Origin of the sequence: Streptomyces sp. CY-1 (assembly GCF_047218265.1) — a bacterium.
Classification (GTDB): domain Bacteria; phylum Actinomycetota; class Actinomycetes; order Streptomycetales; family Streptomycetaceae; genus Streptomyces; species Streptomyces niphimycinicus.
This window is the reverse complement of sequence record NZ_CP178393.1, coordinates 7,919,424-7,939,370: the sequence shown is the minus strand read 5'-3', so window position 1 is coordinate 7,939,370 and position 19,947 is coordinate 7,919,424. Positions and strand designations below refer to the sequence as shown.

The window sequence follows — 19,947 nt, the reverse complement described above, 5'->3', positions numbered from 1 at the left end:
TGTGCCCTCAGTCCAGATCCAGGAAGTGTTCCAGGCCGAAGGTCAGGCCGGGGGTGGTCACCACGCGGCGGACGCCGAGCAGGATGCCGGGCATGAAGCTGCTGTGGTGGGTGGAGTCATGGCGGATGGTGAGTGTCTCGCCCTCGCCGCCCAGCAGGACCTCCTGATGGGCGAGGAGCCCGCGCAGCCGCACCGAGTGCACCGGCACCCCGTCCACGTCGGCGCCCCGCGCGCCGTCGAGCGCCGTGGTGGTGGCGTCCGGCTGCGGGGCGCAGCCGGCCTCCCGCCGGGCCTCGGCGATGAGCTGCGCGGTGCGCGCGGCCGTGCCGGAGGGAGCGTCCACCTTGTTGGGGTGGTGCAGCTCGATGACCTCGACCGATTCGAAGAACCGGGCGGCCTGGCGGGCGAACCGCATGGTCAGCACGGCACCGATGGAGAAGTTCGGCGCGATGAGCACGCCGGTGGTCGGCGAGGCGTCGAGCCAGCCTCCCAGCCGCGCCAGGCGCTCGTCCGTCCAGCCGGTGGTGCCGACGACGCCGTGGATGCCATGGCGGACGCAGAACTCGAGGTTGTCCATCACCGACGCCGGTTCGGTCAGCTCGACCGCCACCTCGGCGCCCGCCTCCACCAGCGTCTCGAGCCCGTCGCCCCGCCCCAGCGCGGCGACCAGCTCCAGGTCCTCGGCGGCCTCCACGGCTCGTACGGCCTCGGCACCGATCCGGCCCTTGGCGCCGAGGACGGCCACACGCAGCTTGCTCATCGATCCTGTTTCCTTCGATCCGGGAGGCTTCGGCACGGGCTAGGCGACGGCCTCGTCCAGCCGGGCCGCCTGCTTGTCCTTCAGCGGGCCGATGACGGACAGCGAAGGACGCTGTCCCAGTACATCGCGCGCCACCTCGCGCACCTCGTCCGGGGTGACCGCCGCGATCCGCTCGAGCATGTCGTCCACCGACATCTGCTCGCCCCAGCACAGCTCGCTCTTGCCGATCCGGTTCATCAGCGCGCCGGTGTCCTCCAGACCCAGCACGGTGGAGCCGGCTAGCTGGCCGACGGCGCGCCGCAGCTCCTCGTCGCTCAGGCCGTTCTCCGCGACCTGGGTGAGCTCGTCGCGGCAGATCTTGAGGACGTCGTGCACCTGGTTCGGACGGCAGCCGGCGTAGACGCCGAAGAGCCCGCAGTCGGCGAAGCTGGAGGTGTAGGAGTAGACGCTGTAGGCGAGCCCGCGCTTCTCCCGGACCTCCTGGAAGAGCCGGGAGCTCATACCGCCGCCGAGCGCGGTGTTGAGCACCCCGAGCGCCCAGCGGCGGTCGTCGGTGCGCGGGATGCCGGGCATGCCGAGGACGACATGGGCCTGCTCGGTCTTGCGGTTCAGCAGCCCGACCTTGCCCGCCGTACGGATCGCACGGATGCCGGAGCGCGGGGCGACCGGGACCGCGTCGGTGCGGGACAGGGCGCCCGCCCCGTCGAACGCCGCGTGCACCTGGCGTACGACGTCGTCGTGGTCCACATTGCCCGCGGCGGCGACGACCAGATGCGTCGGGTCGTAGTGCTTCCGGTAGAAGCGGGCGATCTGGTCGCGGCCCAGGGCGTTGACGGTGTCGACGGTGCCCAGGACCGGGCGGCCGAGCGGGGTGTCGCCGAGCATGGTGTGGGCGAACAGGTCGTGCACACAGTCGCCCGGGTCGTCCTCGGTCATCGCGATCTCTTCGAGGACGACACCGCGCTCCGCGTCCACATCCGCCGCGCCGATCACCGAGCCGGTCAGCATGTCGCAGACGACGTCGATGGCCAGCGGCAGATCGGTGTCGAGCACCCGCGCGTAGTAACAGGTGTACTCCTTGGCGGTGAACGCGTTCATCTCGCCGCCGACCTCGTCGATGGCGGCGGAGATGTCCAGCGCGCTGCGCCGCCGGGTGCCCTTGAAGAGCAGATGTTCCAGATAGTGGGTGGCCCCGCCGAGCGCCGGGGTCTCGTCGCGCGAGCCGACATGCGCCCAGATGCCGAAGGTCGCCGAGCGCACGGACGGGAGGGTCTCGGTGACGACGCGCAAGCCCCCGGGGAGGGTCGTCCTGCGGACCGTGCCGATGCCGTTCTCGCCCTCGAGAAGCGTTTGGGTACGGGCGACGGCCCGCGCCTCCGAGGAGGTGCGGGCCGTCGTCTCGTCGTCGCGGGACGTCACTTGGCGGCTTCGTCCTTCGTCTGGGGCTGCGCTTCGGCGCCGGCCTCGTCCGCATCCGCGTCCGAGCCCGCTTCGTCCTCGAGGACCGGGATGAGGGAGAGCTTGCCGCGCTGGTCGATCTCGGCGATCTCGACCTGGACCTTGGCGCCGACCTTCAGCACGTCCTCGACGTTCTCCACGCGCTTGCCACCGGCCAGCTTGCGGATCTGCGAAATGTGCAGCAGGCCGTCCTTGCCCGGGAGCAGGGAGACGAAGGCACCGAAGGTGGTGGTCTTCACGACCGTGCCCAGGTAGCGCTCGCCGACCTCCGGCATGGTCGGGTTGGCGATGCCGTTGATGGTCGCGCGGGCGGCCTCGGCGGCCGGGCCGTCGGCGGCACCGATGTAGATGGTGCCGTCGTCCTCGATCGTGATGTCGGCGCCGGTGTCCTCCTGGATCTGGTTGATCATCTTGCCCTTGGGGCCGATGACCTCACCGATCTTGTCGACCGGGATCTTCACGGTGATGATCCGCGGCGCGTTGGGGGACATCTCGTCCGGGACGTCGATGGCCTCGTTCATCACATCGAGGATGTGCAGCCGGGCGTCGCGGGCCTGCTTGAGGGCCGCGGCCAGCACGGACGCCGGAATGCCGTCCAGCTTGGTGTCGAGCTGGAGCGCGGTGACGAACTGCTTGGTGCCGGCGACCTTGAAGTCCATGTCGCCGAACGCGTCCTCCGCACCGAGGATGTCGGTGAGGGTGACGTAGTGGGTCTCGCCGTCGATCTCCTGGGAGATCAGGCCCATGGCGATGCCCGCGACCGGCGCCTTCAGCGGCACACCGGCGTTGAGCAGCGACATCGTCGAGGCGCAGACCGACCCCATGGAGGTCGAGCCGTTGGAGCCGAGCGCCTCGGAGACCTGGCGGATGGCGTACGGGAACTCCTCGCGCGTCGGCAGCACCGGCAGCAGCGCGCGCTCGGCCAGGGCGCCGTGGCCGATCTCGCGGCGCTTGGGGGAGCCGACGCGGCCGGTCTCACCGGTGGAGTACGGCGGGAAGTTGTAGTTGTGCATGTAGCGCTTGCGGGTCTCGGGCGCGAGGGTGTCGAGCTGCTGCTCCATGCGGAGCATGTTCAGCGTGGTGACGCCCAGGATCTGGGTCTCGCCGCGCTCGAACAGCGCCGAGCCGTGGACCCGCGGAATCGCCTCGACCTCGGCGGCGAGCGTACGGATGTCCGTGACGCCGCGGCCGTCGATGCGCTTCTTCTCCTTGATGACGCGCTCGCGCACCAGGGTCTTGGTCAGCGCGCGGTACGCGGCGGAGATCTCCTTCTCGCGCCCCTCGAACTGCGGCAGCAGCTTCTCGGCGGCCAGGCCCTTGACCCGGTCCAGCTCGGTCTCGCGCTCCTGCTTGCCCGCGATGGTCAGCGCCTGGGCCAGCTCGTCGCGGACGGCGGCGGTCAGCGCCTCCAGGATGTCGTCCTGGAAGTCGAGGAAGATCGGGAACTCGGCGGTCGGCTTGGCGGCCTTGGCGGCGAGGTCCGCCTGCGCCTTGCACAGGACCTTGATGAAGGGCTTGGACGCCTCCAGGCCGGCGGCGACGATCTCCTCGGTGGGAGCCTCGGCGCCGTCCTTGACCAACTGGATGGTCTTGTCGGTGGCCTCGGCCTCGACCATCATGATCGCGACATCGCCGTCTTCCAGCACCCGGCCGGCGACGACCATGTCGAAGACGGCCTCCTCCAGCTCGGAGTGGGTCGGGAAGGCCACCCACTGGCCCTTGATCAGGGCGACGCGGGTACCGCCGATGGGGCCGGAGAAGGGCAGCCCGGCAAGCTGCGTGGAGCAGGAGGCGGCGTTGATCGCGACCACGTCGTAGAGGTGGTCGGGGTTGAGCGCCATGACCGTCTCGACGACCTGGATCTCGTTGCGCAGGCCCTTCTTGAAGGACGGGCGCAGCGGGCGGTCGATCAGACGGCAGGTGAGGATCGCGTCCTCGGAGGGGCGGCCCTCACGGCGGAAGAACGAGCCGGGGATGCGCCCCGCCGCGTACATCCGCTCCTCGACGTCCACCGTGAGCGGGAAGAAGTCGAGCTGGTCCTTGGGGTTCTTGGAAACGGTGGTGGCCGACAGCACCATGGTGTCGTCGTCCAGGTAGGCCACGGCCGAACCGGCGGCCTGACGGGCCAGGCGGCCCGTCTCGAAACGGATGGTGCGGGTGCCGAAGGTGCCGTTGTCGATGACTGCTTCGGCGTAGTGGGTCTCGTTCTCCACCAGGGAAATCTCCTCTTCTGCGTCCCTCGTCCGTGTGACGGTGGACGGTGGTGGAGCAGCGCCCCTGGCCTTGCGGGCCGGCGGCCGGGCCGGTCTTCGATCGAAGCCACCGGAATTGCCAGTTCCGGGAGCCACTACCGAGGACCGGCTCCTGTGGCGCCGGTGCGGCGGGAATGAGGCGCTCCTCCTCGTGCGTTATGGCGTTGTTGGGACCAGACTACAAAGCTTCGGCCGTCATCACGACGGCTGTGCTCTCCGGCCCCTACGGTACGTAGCCAGCACGCTACGCACCGCTGTGATGGCGGTACGGGTCACCTTTGGCTGAAACCGTACGACGCCGTGTACGGCAAAGGGAGCGGCCCCCATAGCGGGAACCGCTCCCTCCTTGGCGTCTTACTTGGCGCCCGCCGCACCCCGGCGGATGCCCAGGCGCTCGACCAGCGCACGGAAGCGCGTGATGTCCTTCTTCGCCAGGTACTGGAGCAGCCGGCGGCGCTGGCCGACCAGGAGCAGCAGACCACGGCGGGAGTGGTGGTCGTGCTTGTGGGTCTTGAGGTGCTCGGTGAGGTCGGAGATGCGGCGCGTGAGCAGCGCGACCTGGACCTCGGGGGAGCCGGTGTCGCCCTCCTTGGTGGCGAACTCGGTCATGATCTGCTTCTTGGTAGCGGCGTCGAGCGACACTCGGTACTCCTTGCTTTCGTATCAGCCGCCGAGTGCCCCTGGTCGTTGTCTCAGGGGATCTTCCGTGACTCGGGAGGCGGGGTCCGCTGGGCGCTGTCTCCCGAGACTCCAAGCCTCCGGGGACGCGTACGCAAACGGCCAGCACACAGAGTACCAGCGTCTTGGCGGGGGGTGGGCGGGGGCTCTTGGCGGGGGTGTGGGGTGGGGGTGTGGGGTGGGGATGTGGGGTGGGGGTGTGGGGTGGGGATGTGGGGTGGGGGCGCTGGTGGGGCGGGGCAGTGGGGCTAGAAGACGGGCATGGCGGTCAGGGTGCCGGACTCCAGTGCGAACACGCGGTTCCCGGCTGCCGCGAGCCGCCAGCCTCCCTCGGCCCCCGGGGCGTACGGCCAAGCGATGCTTCCGCTGCGCACATCGACCGCCACCACACCCTGGTCCCCGCGCAGGTCGACGGCCGCCCATACAGTGCCGCCCTCGGCGACGGGGGCGTCAAGGGGACGGTCGTCGGCCGCGAACGGCAGCGTCCACATCTCCGCCCCGTCATCCGCCCGCCGCGCCGAGAGGTCGCTTCCGTCCACGGCGTACACAACGCCCTTCCGAACGGCCGGCGCGCTCCAACCCCTCCCGCCCTGCCCGGCACGGGCCCACTTCTCCTCACCGCTCACCAAGGCGAGTGCCCTCAGGCTCTTCCCGCCGAGGTACACGACGCCGTCCGTGACGACAGGGGCGAGTGCGGTGGTGGGCCCCTGCTCGTGCGGGCCCCAGGCGGTCCTGCCCGTGCGGGTGTCGAGAGCGGCCACACCGCCGCCCGAATCATGGATCACCAGCCGGCCCTCGGCGACCGCCGCTTCGGCCGGTGCCTTGGCGGACGTCCTTACGGGCGCCGGGACCGTCCACAGTGTGCTGTGCGAGGTGAGGTCTACGGCGCGGATCCCACCGCCGCGTGTGGCGACGTACGCCGCGCTCTCGTCGGCACCGAGCAGCACCGCCGCGTCGGCACCCTGCGCCGACCACCGCTTTCTGCCGTCCTTGGTGCCCAGCGCGAGCAGCGCCCCCTCGGTGTCAGCCGTAAGGATGACGTCGTCGGATGCGGCGAGCATGCGGGCGGTGGTGGCGGCAGTGCGTTCGGAGGTCCACCGCCGCTCCCCCCTCCGCACGTCGTACGCGCGCAGAGCACCGCTCGGGGTGGCGACGACCACGAGGTCGTGGACGGGCAGCGGAGCGGGCAGGTCGGTGTCGGACGTCTCTGCGACACGGACCGGACCCCACAGCGGCTGCGGGGCCGTTCCTTCGTCATAGCGCGACAGCGGCTCGGCCTCCCAGGGCCGCCCGCCGGCCTCCGCCTCGTCGCCGCGCAGCAGCCACCATGCGACGCCTCCGCCGCCCGCCGCGAGCACGGTGCCGCCCGCGGCAATAGTGCCGATGAGCCGCCGCCGGGAGGGACCCGTACGGTCGCCGGGCAGGGCGGCCATGCGCCGGGCATCCGCCTCGCGCCGTGCGATGTCCTGCGCGAGCGGTCCGCTCTTCCAGGCGCGGTCCGCGCCCCGGGGCGGCGCCAGCGCCCGGCCGAGCCAGTCGAGACCGGGGCGGCCCCCGGGATCCTTGGACAGACAGGGCTCGACCAGAGGCCGCAGCGCGCCGGGCACCGAGCCCAGCTCCGGCTCACCGTGCACAACCTGGTACTGCACGGCGGCCACATGGCCGCCCTCGTAGACCGGCCGTCCGCCCGCCGCGTAGGCGAGGACCACCCCGAGGGAGAACACATCGCCCGCGGGGCCGGTCCGCTGTCCCAGGACCTGCTCGGGCGCGGCGTAGCCGGGGGTGGCGACGGTCTGTCCCGTGGTGGTCAGGGTGAGTCCGTGCTCGGGCCGGGCGATCCCGAAGTCGATGACCCTCGGGCCGCGGGAGGTCAGCACGATGTTGGACGGTTTGAGGTCGCGGTGCACCAGCCCGGCACCGTGGATGTCGTGGAGCGTGCGGACGAGCGCGGCTCCCAACGCCCTTACGGCGGGCTCCTCCAGGGCGCCGTACCGCTCGACGGCCTGGTCGAGCGTGGGCCCGGCGAGGAACTCCGTGGCGATCCACAGCCGTCCGCCCTCGGTCTGCGCCGCGAGCACCCGCGCCACGCCGTCGCCCCGCACGGCCTGGGCCGCGTGCGCCTCACGCACGAAACGCTGGGCCATGTGGGGGTCGTGCGCCACTTCGGGTCGCAGTACCTTCACGGCGGCCGTCCGGCCCTGCCCGTCCCGCCCGAGGTAGACCTGGCCCATGCCGCCCGCACCCAGAACGCCGATGAGGCGGTACGGGCCCAGGCGCAGCGGATCGCCGGTGCCGAGGGGTTTCATGACGAAGGGTCTCCTGGTCGATGAGGGCTGGTCGGGATCAACGAGGCCGCGGGACGGCCGGACGGACCGAGTGCCAGGTCATTCCAGCGGGATGGCGCATACGGTCTTGCCACTGGTGATGACGACCAGGCCCGCGCGGCGGTGCGCCCGCATCACGGAGGCGGATACGCCGTCCTTGTCACCGGAAGGGCCCTGGAACGTCCACGCCGTGCGATGGGTGCGGAGGTCGACAGCCCTGGCCCATCGATCCTTCTCCGGCGAGCCGTAGAAGTACTTCTCGCCGACGACCGGGGTGGATTCATAGGCTTCGGAGACGGTCGTCTGGTCCGCTGCCGCCCTCTCCTGCCACAGCAGCCGCCCGCTCTTCGCGTCCAGGGCGATGAGGCCGTTCCTCCGCTCGACGCTGTAGACCACACCGTCCTTGACCACCGGCGGCCCGTAGTGCTCCATGCTCGGGTCGTAGCCCTCCGCGGATGTCCGTTCGGCGCCGAACCGCCATGCGGTCGCGCCGTCGGCGGTGCGCAGTGCGAGAAGCTCCCGCCCACCGGTGAACAGGTGGTCTTCGGTGACGGCGAAGCACCGATCCAGGGCGATCACCGCGTCCGATCCGAGCGGAATCCGCTTCGACCAGCGCCGGTCCCCGTCGCGCGGGTCGATGGAGATGGTCTCCTCGCCCGAGAAGCGCAGGAGTGAGGCACCGGCGGGTACCGCGGCGATGGGGTCGCTGGTAGCCGCGGCGATGGCTCGGCTCCACAGCCGTTTCCCGGTGCGCAGACTGATGGCCTGCCGTTTCTCGCCGCCTTTCGCGTATCCCTCGGCGAACAAGGTGCCGTCCATCACGGCGAGAAGTTTCGGTTCGAGGCCCAAGGCGCCGGTACGAGCGATCGGGGTTTGGAGATTGCCCGTCTCGAGGTTGACGGGAGCGATCGTGGTGGCGCCGCTCCGGTCGTCCGCCTCGCAGGCGAGGAGCCGGTCCCCGTCGACGACGAGGGGGACGGTCCGGTCGCTCTCGCCCCGCTTTTCGCCCGTCTTCGCGTCCACGCAAAGGAATCCGTTGTCGTGGACGATCACGACATGGTCCCCGACGATCAGGGACGTGACGTCCGTGGTCGCCCCGGGGACGGACATCTTCCACACCAGACGTGGTCCCGCACCGGCAGGACGCCGGGTGGAGCGGGGCGTCGCGGCTGTACCGCCGTCGGATTTGTGCGGCCCGAACCAGGCCCAAGCCCCGGCCGCCCCGCCGGCCACAAGCGCAGCGCCGCCCACCGCCGCGATCAGCTTCCGCCGGGAGAGTGCGGCTCCCACCCGCCGCGGCCCCGCGGTTTCGGTATGGGGCTCTGTCCGGGGAGCCGGGAGCCTGCCGGGCTGGACCTCCCATACGGCCGTACAGCGCCGGGCGATCTCCGCGAGGACCGGGGCCGGCAGATGGTCCGCGAACCGCCGCAGGTCACCAGCGTGATCGGTACCCACGCGGAGCCGCTCTCCCAACTCCAGCGTGCCGGGCCGCGCTCCGGGATTCTTGGCGAGACACAGCTCCAGCGTCGCCCTCAGCCCCTCCGGTACCCCGGACAGGTCGGGCTCGGCGTACCGCACCCGGTAGAGCAGATCGGCGGGCTGTCCGCTGCCGAAGGGCGGGCGACCGGTGGCCGCGAAGACCAGCACTCCGGCGAGGGCGAACACATCGCCCGCAGCCGCGTGTTCGCCTCCGGCCACCTGTTCCGGCGACATATAGGCGGGCGTTCCGGCCGCCGCGCCCGTACGGGTCAGCCGGTCGTCGCCCGCCGCGCGGGCGATGCCGAAGTCGATGACCTTGGGGCCGAGGGCGGTCAGCAGGATGTTGGAGGGCTTGAGGTCGCGGTGGACCACATCGGACCGGTGGAGTTGGGCGAGTGCGTCGCACAGGGCGGCTCCCAGCGCCCTTACGGCCCGTTCGGTCAGGGCGCCACAGAGCGCGACCGCGTCGTCCAGCGGCGGGCCGAGGACGTATTCGGTGGCGAGCCAGGGGGTCGGGGCAAGGGGATCGGCGTCGATGACCTGTGCGCCGTACTGTCCGCCGATGACGCGTGCCGCGTCGGTCTCCAGTTGGAACCGGGCCCGGAATTCGGCCTGCCCGGCGTACTGGGTGTGCACGGTCTTGAGGGCGACCATCCGTCCCCTGGGCGAGCGGCCGAGATAGACGGTGCCCATTCCGCCGCCGCCGAGCCGGGCGAGAAGGGTGTACGAACCGAGGGCTTGCGGATCGTCGTGGGTGAGAGGAGAGACCATCGGTATCCGTATCAGTCCACTGGCAGTGCGTAGAGGATGGTGCCGTTCAGGACGAGGGCGATTCCGGGTGCGACGCCCACGACCTGGCCCGGGACCGCGGCTTGTTGGCCGCTTCCGGCGAGCGCCGACCGCCACCGCAGCGAACCGTCCGCCGCGTCCAGGGCCTCGATCTCCGCATCGGTCACCTGGAAGACGGTGGCCCCCGAGTGGCTCACCGCGGTCTCGCCCCTCGTCGACGAGGACTCCAGGGGAGCGGCACTTCCGCGCCGCCACCGCACGCTGCCGCTGCGGGCATCGACGGCGTAGGTGGTGGCGCGGGAATCGGTGGCGTAGACCGACCGCCCCTGAGCGGCCGGAGTGCCGGACATCCTTCCCTTGGTCGCGATCCGCCAACGTTCTTCGCCGCCGGCGATGTGGTACGCCCTCAGCGCATGGTCGTCGCAGGAGACCAGGAGATCTCCCGGAGCCACCAGACGCTGCTTGGCGCTCTCGTCCTTCGTCCCGGGGAACTCTCGGGTCCACAGCTTCCGGCCGCTACGGCGGTCGAGTGCCAGATACGAGGAGGCGTCCTCGTCGGTGTCGTCCCCCTGACTCGGCAGCAGCAGCATGGTGCCGAGCCACAGCGCGGTGGTCGTGCCGTCTCCCCGATAGGGAGCGGGAAGCGGCGTGCGCCATATCTCCTTGCGCCGCACGGAGTCGTAGCAGACCACCGCATGGTCCCCGCTCTCCGCTCCCCCACTGCCATACCTTCTGGTCAGGAACCAGCAGATGTCCCCGACGGCCCCGAGGAATTGGTAGATCGCCGGGCCGTCCACTCCGTCGTACCGCCGCTCCACCCCCTTGATACGGCCCGTGGCGAGCGAGACGACGGAAAAGGCCGAGGTGTCCGGGGAGACGAATGTCCCGTTGTCGAGCAATGTGAGGGCGGACATGGGATAGAGATCGTCGCGCGACCAGATCTTCTTGCCGGTTCGGAGATTCAGCGCGGTCACGGCGTCGGTGCTCGAGACAAGGGCGGTCCTGCCGCGCCAGAGCAGCGGTGTCTGCTGTGGCTCGCTCCCGATGTCGTGGCGCCACAGCGGAGCGGGCGCGATGCCTCGCCGGTCGGACGCACGGGATCCCGCACCCTCGCCGACCGCCCGCCAACCGGCCACTCCGCCCGCCCCGAGCGCGAGGCCGACCGCTCCCCAGAGGCCACCGACGACCAGGGCGCGCCGGGAGCGGCCCGGCGGCGCGGTGGCAGCCTTCTCCTCGACGGGCGCGGGGGGCCTCACGGGGACCTCTGCCGGATACGCGGCGGCCTGTCTGGCAAGGGCCGTCGCCACGGCGTCGGGCAGACGGCCGACCGCTTCGGAGGCCGATGCCGCCCGGAGCTCACGGGCCAGCACGTCCGGCCGGGGCCGCTGCCCGGGCTCTTGGGCGAGACAGGCCGCGAGCAGCTCTCTCAGCGCTTCCGGCAGTGCCGCGCGCATCCGCTCGGCCACGTCCGGGCGGCCTGTCGCGGCGTAGCAGAGCACGGCGCCCAGTGCGTAGACGTCCCCGGCCGGGCTGGGCCGTTCACCCGCTCGCTGTTCCGGCGGCAGGCTGAAGGCGTCGACCCCGAGCGGCGCGCCGTGGGCCGGGCCGTGCGGCGTCGCCGCTCGCACCAGCCCGTACCCGGTCAGCCGGGGCCCGTCGGCCATGAGGAGCGTGGCCTGTGGCGATATCCCGGCGTGCACGAGGCCGCCGGCGTGCCAGTGCGCGAGGGCGTGAGCGAGGACGGCGCCGAGCCCGCGCACCGTGGGTTCGGGAAGGGGGCCGCCGCAGGCGGCCAGCGCGGCGGGAAGCGGAAGGGCGGGGAAGCAGGTGTACGCGACCCAGGGGAGATCCGCGTCGGGCCCGGCGACATCGATCACGGGAGCCGCCCAAGGCCCGGTCAGACGCCGGGAGTTCTCGGCCTCCGACCGGAACCGCACCCGGTATCCGGAGTCGTCGGCGAGGGTTTTGTGCGGCAGCATCAGCACGGCCGTGCGGCCGGTGCGCTCGTCCCGGACGATACGGCGGCGCGCGTCGTCGGCGTGCCCACCGGCGTCCAGCGTGCCGATGACGCGGTACGGGCCGAGCCGGGTCGGTTCGGCCTCTCGCTGCGGTTCCATTCACTCCTCCCCTGGCGCCCTGGCTCAGCTCAACGGCAAGGCGTAGACGCTTCTCCCGCTGACGACGAGGGCCAGGTCGTCCGTCACGGCCACCCTGCGCCGCGCCACGACGGCCCCCTTGTCCGCCGCGGCGCCGAGGTCCATGAAGCGCCACCGCAGGGCGCCGTCCTCCGCGTCGAAGGCGTCGACTTCCACGTCATTCGCCATGAGCACCGTGCGCCCGGACGGATCCACCGCCGTGTCGGGTGTGCGGGCCCCGGACAGCGTCTTCATCGCGAAGGCGTAGGTGCGCTGCCATCGCACCTCTCCAGTGGCCGTGGAGAGAGCGTGAACCGCGTAGCCCCCGTCGGTGGCGTACACGACGTCGTCGTGCACGACCGGAGCACCGAAGTCAGCGGTATGCCCGGATCCGGCCTCGCCCTTGGCCCGCACGCTCCACGCGGGGCCGCCACCGTGCGCCAGGCCGTATCCGCGCAGGGTGGTGCTGACAGCGGCGATGAGAGTGCTGCGGCCGTCGGTGGTAACCGGTCGTCCGCCGGTCACGCCCTCATACGACCGCTTCCACCGCCGCGTCCCTCGCTCCCGGTCGAATGCCTGGAATGTGTCGCCCCGCACGACGAGGGCGTCCCGCGTCAGATACCCCTCGTCGAAGCCGCCGGGCAGAGGACTGCGCCAGAGTTCCTTCCGCCCGGTCAGGTCGTAGGCGATCACGACACCGTCTTCGGCTGAGCCGCTCCCCTGGCCGCCCGCCGCGAGCCAGACGGTCCCGCCTTCGGCCGCCAGCAGTGCGGCGTACGGGGTGCGGCCACCCCGCCGGAAGCTCTTCGGCCGCCACTGGATGTCGCCGGTACCGGCGGACAGGACGGCGAGTCCGTCGTCGCCCGGGACCAGGATCGAATCCTTACCGACGGGCAGAAGCCGTCCCTTGGTCCGGACTTGGTCCTGCGCCCAGAGTCGCTTGCCCGTATGGAGGTCGACTCCGATGACGGCCGTATCGTTCGCGACGACGGCTACCTTGTCCGCCCAGATGAGCGGGGGGTGTGCCGGTGGCCCGCCGGTCAGGTCATGGCGCCACAGCGGGGTGGGCGGAGCGCCGGCGAGCCGACGGCGGGAGTGGCCGGCCGCTGCCAGTCGCTCAGCGGTGGTGGACGGCGGAGGCTCCTCGTCAGTCGCCAGCCACGTCGCACCGCCGCCGAGCGCGATACCGGCCGTGCCACCGGCCGCCCCGATGAGCAGGGTTCGCCTGGACGAGCGTGCGGCGTCCTGCCGAGACGGACTCCTGGCAGCGGTCACGCCGCCGGACAGGCGCGTCGGCGCATGCGGGGCGCCGGGCGCGTCCCTCGGGGCCGGTGCCCCCTCCTCGAGCGGCGCGTCCGCCGTCGACTCGGCTTCCGCCGGCTCGACCTCCGCCGCCAGCGTCGCCGCGGACTGCTCGGCCAGTGCGACGACCACCGGTGCCGGCAGCCAGCCGGGGCTCAGCAACGCCGCCGCCCTGCGGGTGCCCCCGTCCAGCGCGGTCGAACCGGGCCCGCCGAACGGCACCGGCGCGGGCGGACGCCCGGGCCCGCCGTCGAGGACCGTCGGCGTGGGGCCTGCGGGGCCCACCGTCACGCCTGCCGGCGGTGGCAGCCGCACCCCCCGGGTCAGCCCGTCCGCCAATGCCGCCGCCGTCGGCCGGTCGGCCGGGTCCGGAGCGAGACACGGGAGCACGATGCTCCTCAGCTCCCGCGGCAGCTCGCCCGCGTCGGGCAGCCGCCGCCCGGTCACCGCGTATGCCAGGACCGCGCCCAGCGCGTAGACGTCCCCCAGCGGCCGCGGGCGCCCGCCCGCCGCCTGCTCCGGAGGCAGGTCGCCCCCGGCCAGCCCGGAAAGGCCCATCCGCGCCTGCCCGTCCGGCCCCGCTGTCCGTACCGCGCCGAAGCCCCCCAGCCACGGCCCGTCACCCGCCACGAACACGGTCCCCGGCGTGATCCCCGCGTGGGTGAGGCCCGCCCCGTGGATCTCCGCCAGCGTCGCGGCCAGAGCCGCCCCCAGCGCATGTACTGTCCGGATCGGAAGCGGCCCTCCACACACCCGCAACACGCCCGGCAGGGGCAGCATCGGGCGATACGGAAACGCGCTCCAGGGGAGGTCCGACGCGTTGCCGGAGATCTCTACGGGGGCGAGACAGGCAAGCGGCCGAGCGCCGCCGAGCCGACGTGCGTTCTCCGCCTCCGTCAGAAAGCGGCCCCGATACGCCGCGTCGTCGGCGAACTCGGCGGACGGTGCGCTGACCAGCACCGTACGGACCCCACCGGCACTGCGAGCGAGGAAGAGTCGGGCGGCCGCCCGGGGGTCGTCATCACCAGGAGCCAGCCTGGCGATGAGGTGATAAGGCCCGAGCCGCCGCGGGTCGTCCTCGCTCAGCGGCTCCACCCACGCCTCCCGAACCCCTCGGTGAGCCGTACGGTGGACCGCCCTCGCGGATGAGTGGCCATGCCCTCAGCCACTGGTCAGGCTGCGCGCCGAGCTGTAGACGTCCAACACGGCGAGACACAGGGGTACCAGAGAGAGCAGGAAGGCGCTCTCGGCCAGGTCGGACAGCCGTCCCCAGAAGGGTGACAGGCCCTTCTTCGGAATGACCAGAGCGACGCCGATGATCAAGCCCGCGCCCACGGTCACGGACACGGCGAGCCAGATCGTCCGGATGTCCAGCGGCCCACGGTCGTTCTCCGTCAGGAGCTTGAGGACCGCGTCGGCCGGCGGGTTCAGCGACAGCCCCAGGACGAGCAGGGCCAGGGCGAGCAGACCCGCGCCGAAGACGGCGGCAACCTGGGCGGTGTAACGGAAGAGGCGGGCACGCAGCAGCATCGCCAGACCGGCAGCGAGCGCGAGAAGCTGCGCCCACACACCCTCGGAGAAACCCAGGACCGCGGCGGCACCCACGACGACGGCCGAGCAGCCGCCGACCATGCCCAGCAGCATCTCGTGACCGCGCCGGGTCTGGGCGGCGATGCGGTGGATGTCGATGGGCTCGGCGTCGGGGCCGGTGTCAAGGTCATCGGTCGACGAGCGGGGCGCGGCGTAGCCGATGGGCAGACGGGCGACGCGGGCCGACAGCCCCGGCAGGAAGGCGATCACTCCGATCGCGACGACGGCGCACACGGCGGCCGTCTCGGTGGCGCCGGCGTCGGTGAGGATTTCGCAGAAGGTGGCCAAGGTCCCGACACTGGCCGCGAACACGGCGGCGACGAAAGGAGCGTCACCACTGGGCATGACGATGACCAGGACGGCCGAGCCGACGAGCACGGTGACGCAGCCGAGCAGGAACTGGAGCCGTCCGACGCCCTCTCCCGCGTCCAGGGCCATGATCCCCGACCCGGCGATCATGAGATGGGGAAGGGCGGCCATGCCCAGGGCGATGGCGGATGCGCGGTCCTCGTACACCCGTGCCCGCACGCCGGCGAGGGCCGTCAACAGCACGCCGACGGCGGCGGCGATGATGCCCGGGAGGCCGTGCATGTCGTGCTTGACGGGATCGGCGAACCAGAGCACGAAGCCCATGAGGATCAGGAGCAGCGCCCCTCCGAGCAGGCCCGAGGCCCGCAGGAACCGGTCGTTCCACAGCGTGCGGTCGCGGGTGACCGCGGAGGCGATCGCATCGGACACATCGTCATAGACGGCGGGGGGCAGCGACTCGGCGAAGGGCCGCAGAGCCAGCAGTTCCCCGTCCAGGATCTGCTGGGCCAGCAGCGAGCGGCTGCTGTCCAGGACGGTGCCGTCGCGTCGCACCAGGTGATACCCGGTGGGAGCACCGGTCGGCTGCGTCTGCCCCGTCAGGCGCAGGATCTCCGGGTAAACGTCGGCGACAGGGATGTCCTCCGGGAGAGCGACATCGATCCGGCTGTCGGGTGCGACGACGGTCACCCTGCAGAAACCGGTTGTTGCGGACGTACTCACGTGTAGGGCCCCCTGGTTCGGTCTGCGACATCGCCGGTGTCATGCGCGCGGCGGCCACCCTACCGGGGCTCCGGAGCCAATACGTCGATAGGATCGCTGACTCGCGGAGGGAGGCCGTCGCCACGGGGGTGCCGGACGAGAACTGTCCCTCCGCGTGGAGGGATGAGGGATCCGGTGAGCCAGGTCGTCGTCAAGCGCCAGCCAAGGGCTCTGCCACCCGAGGTGCCGACCGAGGAACTCCGCCTCGAACCACCCCCGGAACTGCCGCGCGGGCAGCAAGAAGGCATGCTCATGCAGCTACTGCCGACGCTCGGCATGGGTTCGTCGATGGTCTACTTCTTCATGCCGGGTGCTGCCCCGATGATGAAGATCATGGGCGTCATGATGATGTTCTCCACGCTCGCCATGACCATCGCCATGGTCATGCGGCACCGGCAGGGCTCCCAGGGCCAGCGGGCGGACATGCGTCGCGATTACCTCAAGTACCTCGCGCAGACGCGCCGGACCGTACGGCGCACGGCCCAGCGGCAGCGCGACGCCCAGTTCTATCTGCACCCCGCCCCGGAACAGCTCTGGTCGATCGTCGCCGAGGGCAGCCGGGTGTGGGAACGGCGGTTGACCGACCACGACTTCGTGCAGGTGCGGCTCGGGCTCGGAACGCAGCAGCTCTCCACACCCCTGATCGCCCCCGAGACCGCCACCGTGGACGAGCTTGAGCCGCTGACGGCAGGCGCGATGCAGCGTTTTCTCGCGACCCAGGGGTCACTGGACCATCTGCCCATGGCGGTGTCGCTGCGCGCGTTCTACCACATGACCGTGTCCGGGGCGCCGGAGCAGGTGCACGGGATCGCCAGGGCACTGATCGCCCAACTGGCCACCCTGCACTCGCCGGAGGACCTCGTCATCGCGACGGTCGCCTCGCGTGGCGCGGCGGAGCAGTGGGAGTGGACGAAGTGGCTCCCCCATGCGCAGGTGCCGGGGTCCTTCGACGGCGCGGGCTCTCGGCGGCTGTTCGGCGACTCGCTGGCCGAGGTGGAGGAGCTGCTGAGGGGGCGGCTGGAAGGGCGTACCCGCTTCAGCAGGGACGGGCAGCCGCTCCTCGACCAGCCGCACCTGGTGCTCGTGCTCGACGGCGCGATGGTGCCGCCGGACTCGGCGTTCGCTGCGGCCGAGGGGCTCCAGGGCGTCACCGTCATCGAGGTGGTGGCGGGCGAACTCGACGAGCCGCGCGGCGGTCTGTCGATCGTCGTACGGCCGGGCAAGCTACAGCTTGAGTCGCAGGTCGCCGGATACGACGGCACACCCGACTCGCTCTCCGTGGAGGCCGCGGAGGCGCTCGCGCGACAGCTCGCGCCGCTGCGCATGGGCGGGGACGACGACGATGAGCCGCTGCTGGCCAACCTCGACTTCACCGAGCTGCTGGGGCTGGGCGACGCCGGTTCGGTGGATGTCTCCCGCACCTGGCGGCCCCGCTCGCTGGCCGAGCGGCTGCGGGTGCCGATCGGGGTCTCGGAGGACGGCTCCCCGGTCATGCTGGACCTGAAGGAGGCGGCGCAGGAGGGTATGGGCCCGCACGGTCTGTGCGTCGGCGCGACGGGCTCGGGCAAGTCGGAGCTGCTGCGGACGTTGGTGCTGGGGCTGGCAGTCACGCATTCGTCAGAGACCCTCAACTTCGTCCTCGCGGACTTCAAGGGCGGCGCCACCTTCGCGGGCATGTCGGAGCTGCCGCACGTGGCCGCGGTCATCACCAACCTCGCCGACGACCTGACGCTCGTCGACCGCATGCGCGACTCGATCACCGGTGAACTGCAGCGTCGTCAGGAGCTGCTGCGTTCGGCGGGCAATTACGCGAACATGCACGATTACGAGAAGGCGCGGGCGGCCGGAGCCCCGCTGGAGCCCCTGGCATCACTCGTTCTGGTGATCGACGAGTTCAGCGAGCTGTTGACGGCGAAGCCGGACTTCATCGAGATGTTCATCCAGATCGGCCGAATCGGCCGATCGCTGGGTGTGCATCTGCTGCTCGCCTCGCAGCGGCTGGAGGAGGGCCGCCTGCGCGGCCTGGAGACGTACCTCTCCTACCGCATCGGTCTGCGCACCTTCTCGGCCGCCGAGTCCCGTACGGCCCTGGGCGTGCCGGACGCCTACCACCTTCCCCCCGTGCCCGGCTCCGGCTATCTGAAGTTCGGTACCGACGAGATGACCCGCTTCAAGGCGGCGTACGTCTCCGGCACGTACCGCACGGCCCCCGCTCAGTTCGACAGCGCGTCCCTGCCCGTCGAGCGCCGGCCGGTGCTGTTCACCGCCGCCCCGGTCCCGGTGACCTACGCCGCCCCGGACCCGGCGAGGCTGAACGCCCCGGCTCAGCCCGAGGACGACGCACTGGCCGAGACGGTCCTGGACGTCATCGTGAGCCGCCTGGAAGGCCAGGGGCAGCCCGCCCACCAGGTCTGGCTGCCTCCCCTGGACGAGGCGCCGTGCATGGACGAGCTGCTGCCGCCGCTGGCCCCTACCCGGGAGCGGGGTCTTCAGTCGGCGGACTACGCAAGGCCGGGCGGTCTTGTCGTTCCTCTGGGCCTCATCGACAAGCCGTTCGAGCAGCGGCGCGACATCCTCTACCGCGACTTCTCCGGCGCCGCCGGCCACATGCTGGTGGTAGGCGGCCCGCAGTCCGGCAAGTCCACTCTGATGCGCGCCTTGGTCACGGGCTTCGCCCTCACCCACACCCCCGCCGAGGTGCAGTTCTACGCACTCGACTTCGGTGGCGGCGGTATGAGTGCCATCGCGGATCTGCCGCATGTGGGCGGGGTCGCCTCCCGCCTGGACCCGGAGAAGGTGCGGCGGACCGTCGCGGAGGTCTCCGGGGTTCTCGCCCGGCGTGAGGAGTACTTCCGCGCCAAGAACATCGACTCCATCGGCACCTACCGACGCCAGCGGGCGGCCGGACAACACGCCGACCAGGGCTGGGGCGATGTCTTTCTCATCGTCGACGGCTGGGGCAACTTCAAGGCCGAGTACGACATGCTGGAAGGCATCGTCACCGACATCGCCGGCCGAGGGCTCGGCTACGGCGTCCATGTCGTCATCACCGCCTCCCGCAACATGGAGGTCCGCGCGTCGCTGAAGGACCAGTTGCTCAACCGGCTGGAACTGCGTCTCGGTGACACGATGGACTCGGAGTTCGACCGCAAGGTCGCCGCGAATGTCCCGGTCGGGGTCCCCGGCCGCGGTCAACTCCCGGAAAAGCTGCACTTCATGGGCGCTCAGCCGCGTATCGACAAGGGCCACGACCCCAACAGCATGACGGAGGCCACGACCGAACTGGTCCGCGCGGTCAGCGCCGCCTGGTCCGGCCCGCCCGCCCCGCGCGTGCGGTTGCTCCCGCGCAAGCTCCGCGCCGACGAACTCCCCAAGGGCTTCGAATACCCGCAGCACGGCATTGCGATCGGCATCGATGAGACAAACCTCGAACCGGTATTCATCGATTTCGAGACCGACCCGTTCTTCGTCATCTTCGGTGAAAGCGAGTCGGGCAAGACATCGCTCATCCGTCTGATCGCCAAGCAGATCATCGAGCGGTACGGTCCGGATGAAGCGAAGATCGTGGTCGGCGACTACCGCCGCTCCCTGCTCGGGGTCATCCCGGACAGCCATCTCCTCGAATACGCTCCGATCGCGTCCGCACTCGAACTCCACGCCAGTGCGCTGAACGGCCTGATGGAGCGACGCGCCCCCAAGCCGGACATCACCCCGCAGCAGCTCCGCGACCGCAGTTGGTGGAGCGGCCCCCAGTTCTTCGTCATCATCGACGACTACGAACTGGTCTCCACCAGCAGCGGCAACCCGCTGGCAGTCCTGACCGAGAACCTGCCCTTCGCCCGCGACGTCGGCATGCGCTTCATCATCGCCCGCAATTCCGCGGGCTCCTCCCGTTCGATGTTCGAGTCTTTTATGCAGCGCGTAAAGGAACTCGGCGCGCAGGGCATGGTGCTGTCCGGCGACCCCGGCGAAGGCGACGTCTTCGGCGGGGTCCGCCCACGGCCCATGCCGCCAGGTCGTGGCTTCTTCGTCTCGCGTAAGCGTGGGGTGCCGTTGACCCAGGTGGGGTGGCTGCCGGAGCAGTAGCACTGAACATGGTGAGCGAGACCCCA

General features: G+C 71.1%; 10 protein-coding genes. 1 reads left to right on the top strand and 9 read right to left on the bottom strand.

Annotation, left to right across the window (positions count from 1 at the left end; translation table 11 throughout):
• Nucleotides 1-7 precede the first annotated feature (7 nt).
• The 9 genes from dapB to eccD form a co-directional block, all read right to left on the bottom strand.
• Entirely contained in the window at nt 8-760 is a 753-nt protein-coding gene (gene dapB / locus ACK1X7_RS34180; RefSeq protein WP_382960295.1) for a 4-hydroxy-tetrahydrodipicolinate reductase, read from the bottom strand.
• A gap of 39 nt (nt 761-799) precedes the next feature.
• On the bottom strand, nt 800-2,179 hold the full coding sequence (locus ACK1X7_RS34175; protein WP_390795480.1) for a M16 family metallopeptidase: 1,380 nt from the start codon (nt 2,177-2,179) through the stop codon (nt 800-802).
• A complete protein-coding gene (locus ACK1X7_RS34170; RefSeq protein WP_385152625.1) occupies nt 2,176-4,431 on the bottom strand; it encodes a polyribonucleotide nucleotidyltransferase in 2,256 nt (751 codons plus the stop codon). The genes ACK1X7_RS34175 and ACK1X7_RS34170 overlap by 4 nt, the downstream gene beginning before the upstream one ends.
• Before the next feature lie 393 nt (nt 4,432-4,824).
• Complete coding sequence (rpsO, locus tag ACK1X7_RS34165; RefSeq protein WP_020868053.1) at nt 4,825-5,112, bottom strand: 30S ribosomal protein S15; 288 nt, start codon at nt 5,110-5,112, stop codon at nt 4,825-4,827.
• Nucleotides 5,113-5,396: 284 nt separating this feature from the next.
• Entirely contained in the window at nt 5,397-7,454 is a 2,058-nt protein-coding gene (locus ACK1X7_RS34160) for a protein kinase domain-containing protein (protein ID WP_413116094.1), read from the bottom strand.
• Between the two features lie 78 nt (nt 7,455-7,532).
• Complete coding sequence (locus ACK1X7_RS34155; protein ID WP_413116093.1) at nt 7,533-9,722, bottom strand: protein kinase domain-containing protein; 2,190 nt, start codon at nt 9,720-9,722, stop codon at nt 7,533-7,535.
• A gap of 11 nt (nt 9,723-9,733) precedes the next feature.
• Complete coding sequence (locus ACK1X7_RS34150) at nt 9,734-11,857, bottom strand: PQQ-binding-like beta-propeller repeat protein (protein ID WP_413116092.1); 2,124 nt, start codon at nt 11,855-11,857, stop codon at nt 9,734-9,736.
• 24 nt (nt 11,858-11,881) lie between these two features.
• A complete protein-coding gene (locus tag ACK1X7_RS34145) occupies nt 11,882-14,272 on the bottom strand; it encodes a PQQ-binding-like beta-propeller repeat protein (protein WP_413116091.1) in 2,391 nt (796 codons plus the stop codon).
• Between the two features lie 66 nt (nt 14,273-14,338).
• Nucleotides 14,339-15,796 carry a type VII secretion integral membrane protein EccD gene (eccD, locus tag ACK1X7_RS34140; RefSeq protein ID WP_385147733.1) on the bottom strand — a complete coding sequence of 486 codons (1,458 nt, stop codon included), beginning with the start codon at nt 15,794-15,796 and terminating at the stop codon, nt 14,339-14,341.
• A gap of 174 nt (nt 15,797-15,970) precedes the next feature.
• Between eccD and eccCa the strand changes: the two genes are divergently transcribed.
• Nucleotides 15,971-19,921: a type VII secretion protein EccCa gene (gene eccCa, locus ACK1X7_RS34135; protein ID WP_413116090.1), complete on the top strand. Its 3,951-nt coding sequence runs from the start codon at nt 15,971-15,973 to the stop codon at nt 19,919-19,921.
• Nucleotides 19,922-19,947 lie beyond the last annotated feature (26 nt).

What these genes read in the sequence shown, in the direction of transcription:
- dapB (WP_382960295.1), bottom strand. Translation starts at nt 760, where the DNA reads ATGAGCAAGCTGCGTGTGGCCGTCCTCGGCGCCAAGGGCCGGATCGGT.
- ACK1X7_RS34160 (WP_413116094.1), bottom strand. Translation starts at nt 7,454, where the DNA reads ATGAAACCCCTCGGCACCGGCGATCCGCTGCGCCTGGGCCCGTACCGC.
- ACK1X7_RS34155 (WP_413116093.1), bottom strand. Translation starts at nt 9,722, where the DNA reads ATGGTCTCTCCTCTCACCCACGACGATCCGCAAGCCCTCGGTTCGTAC.
- ACK1X7_RS34150 (WP_413116092.1), bottom strand. Translation starts at nt 11,857, where the DNA reads ATGGAACCGCAGCGAGAGGCCGAACCGACCCGGCTCGGCCCGTACCGC.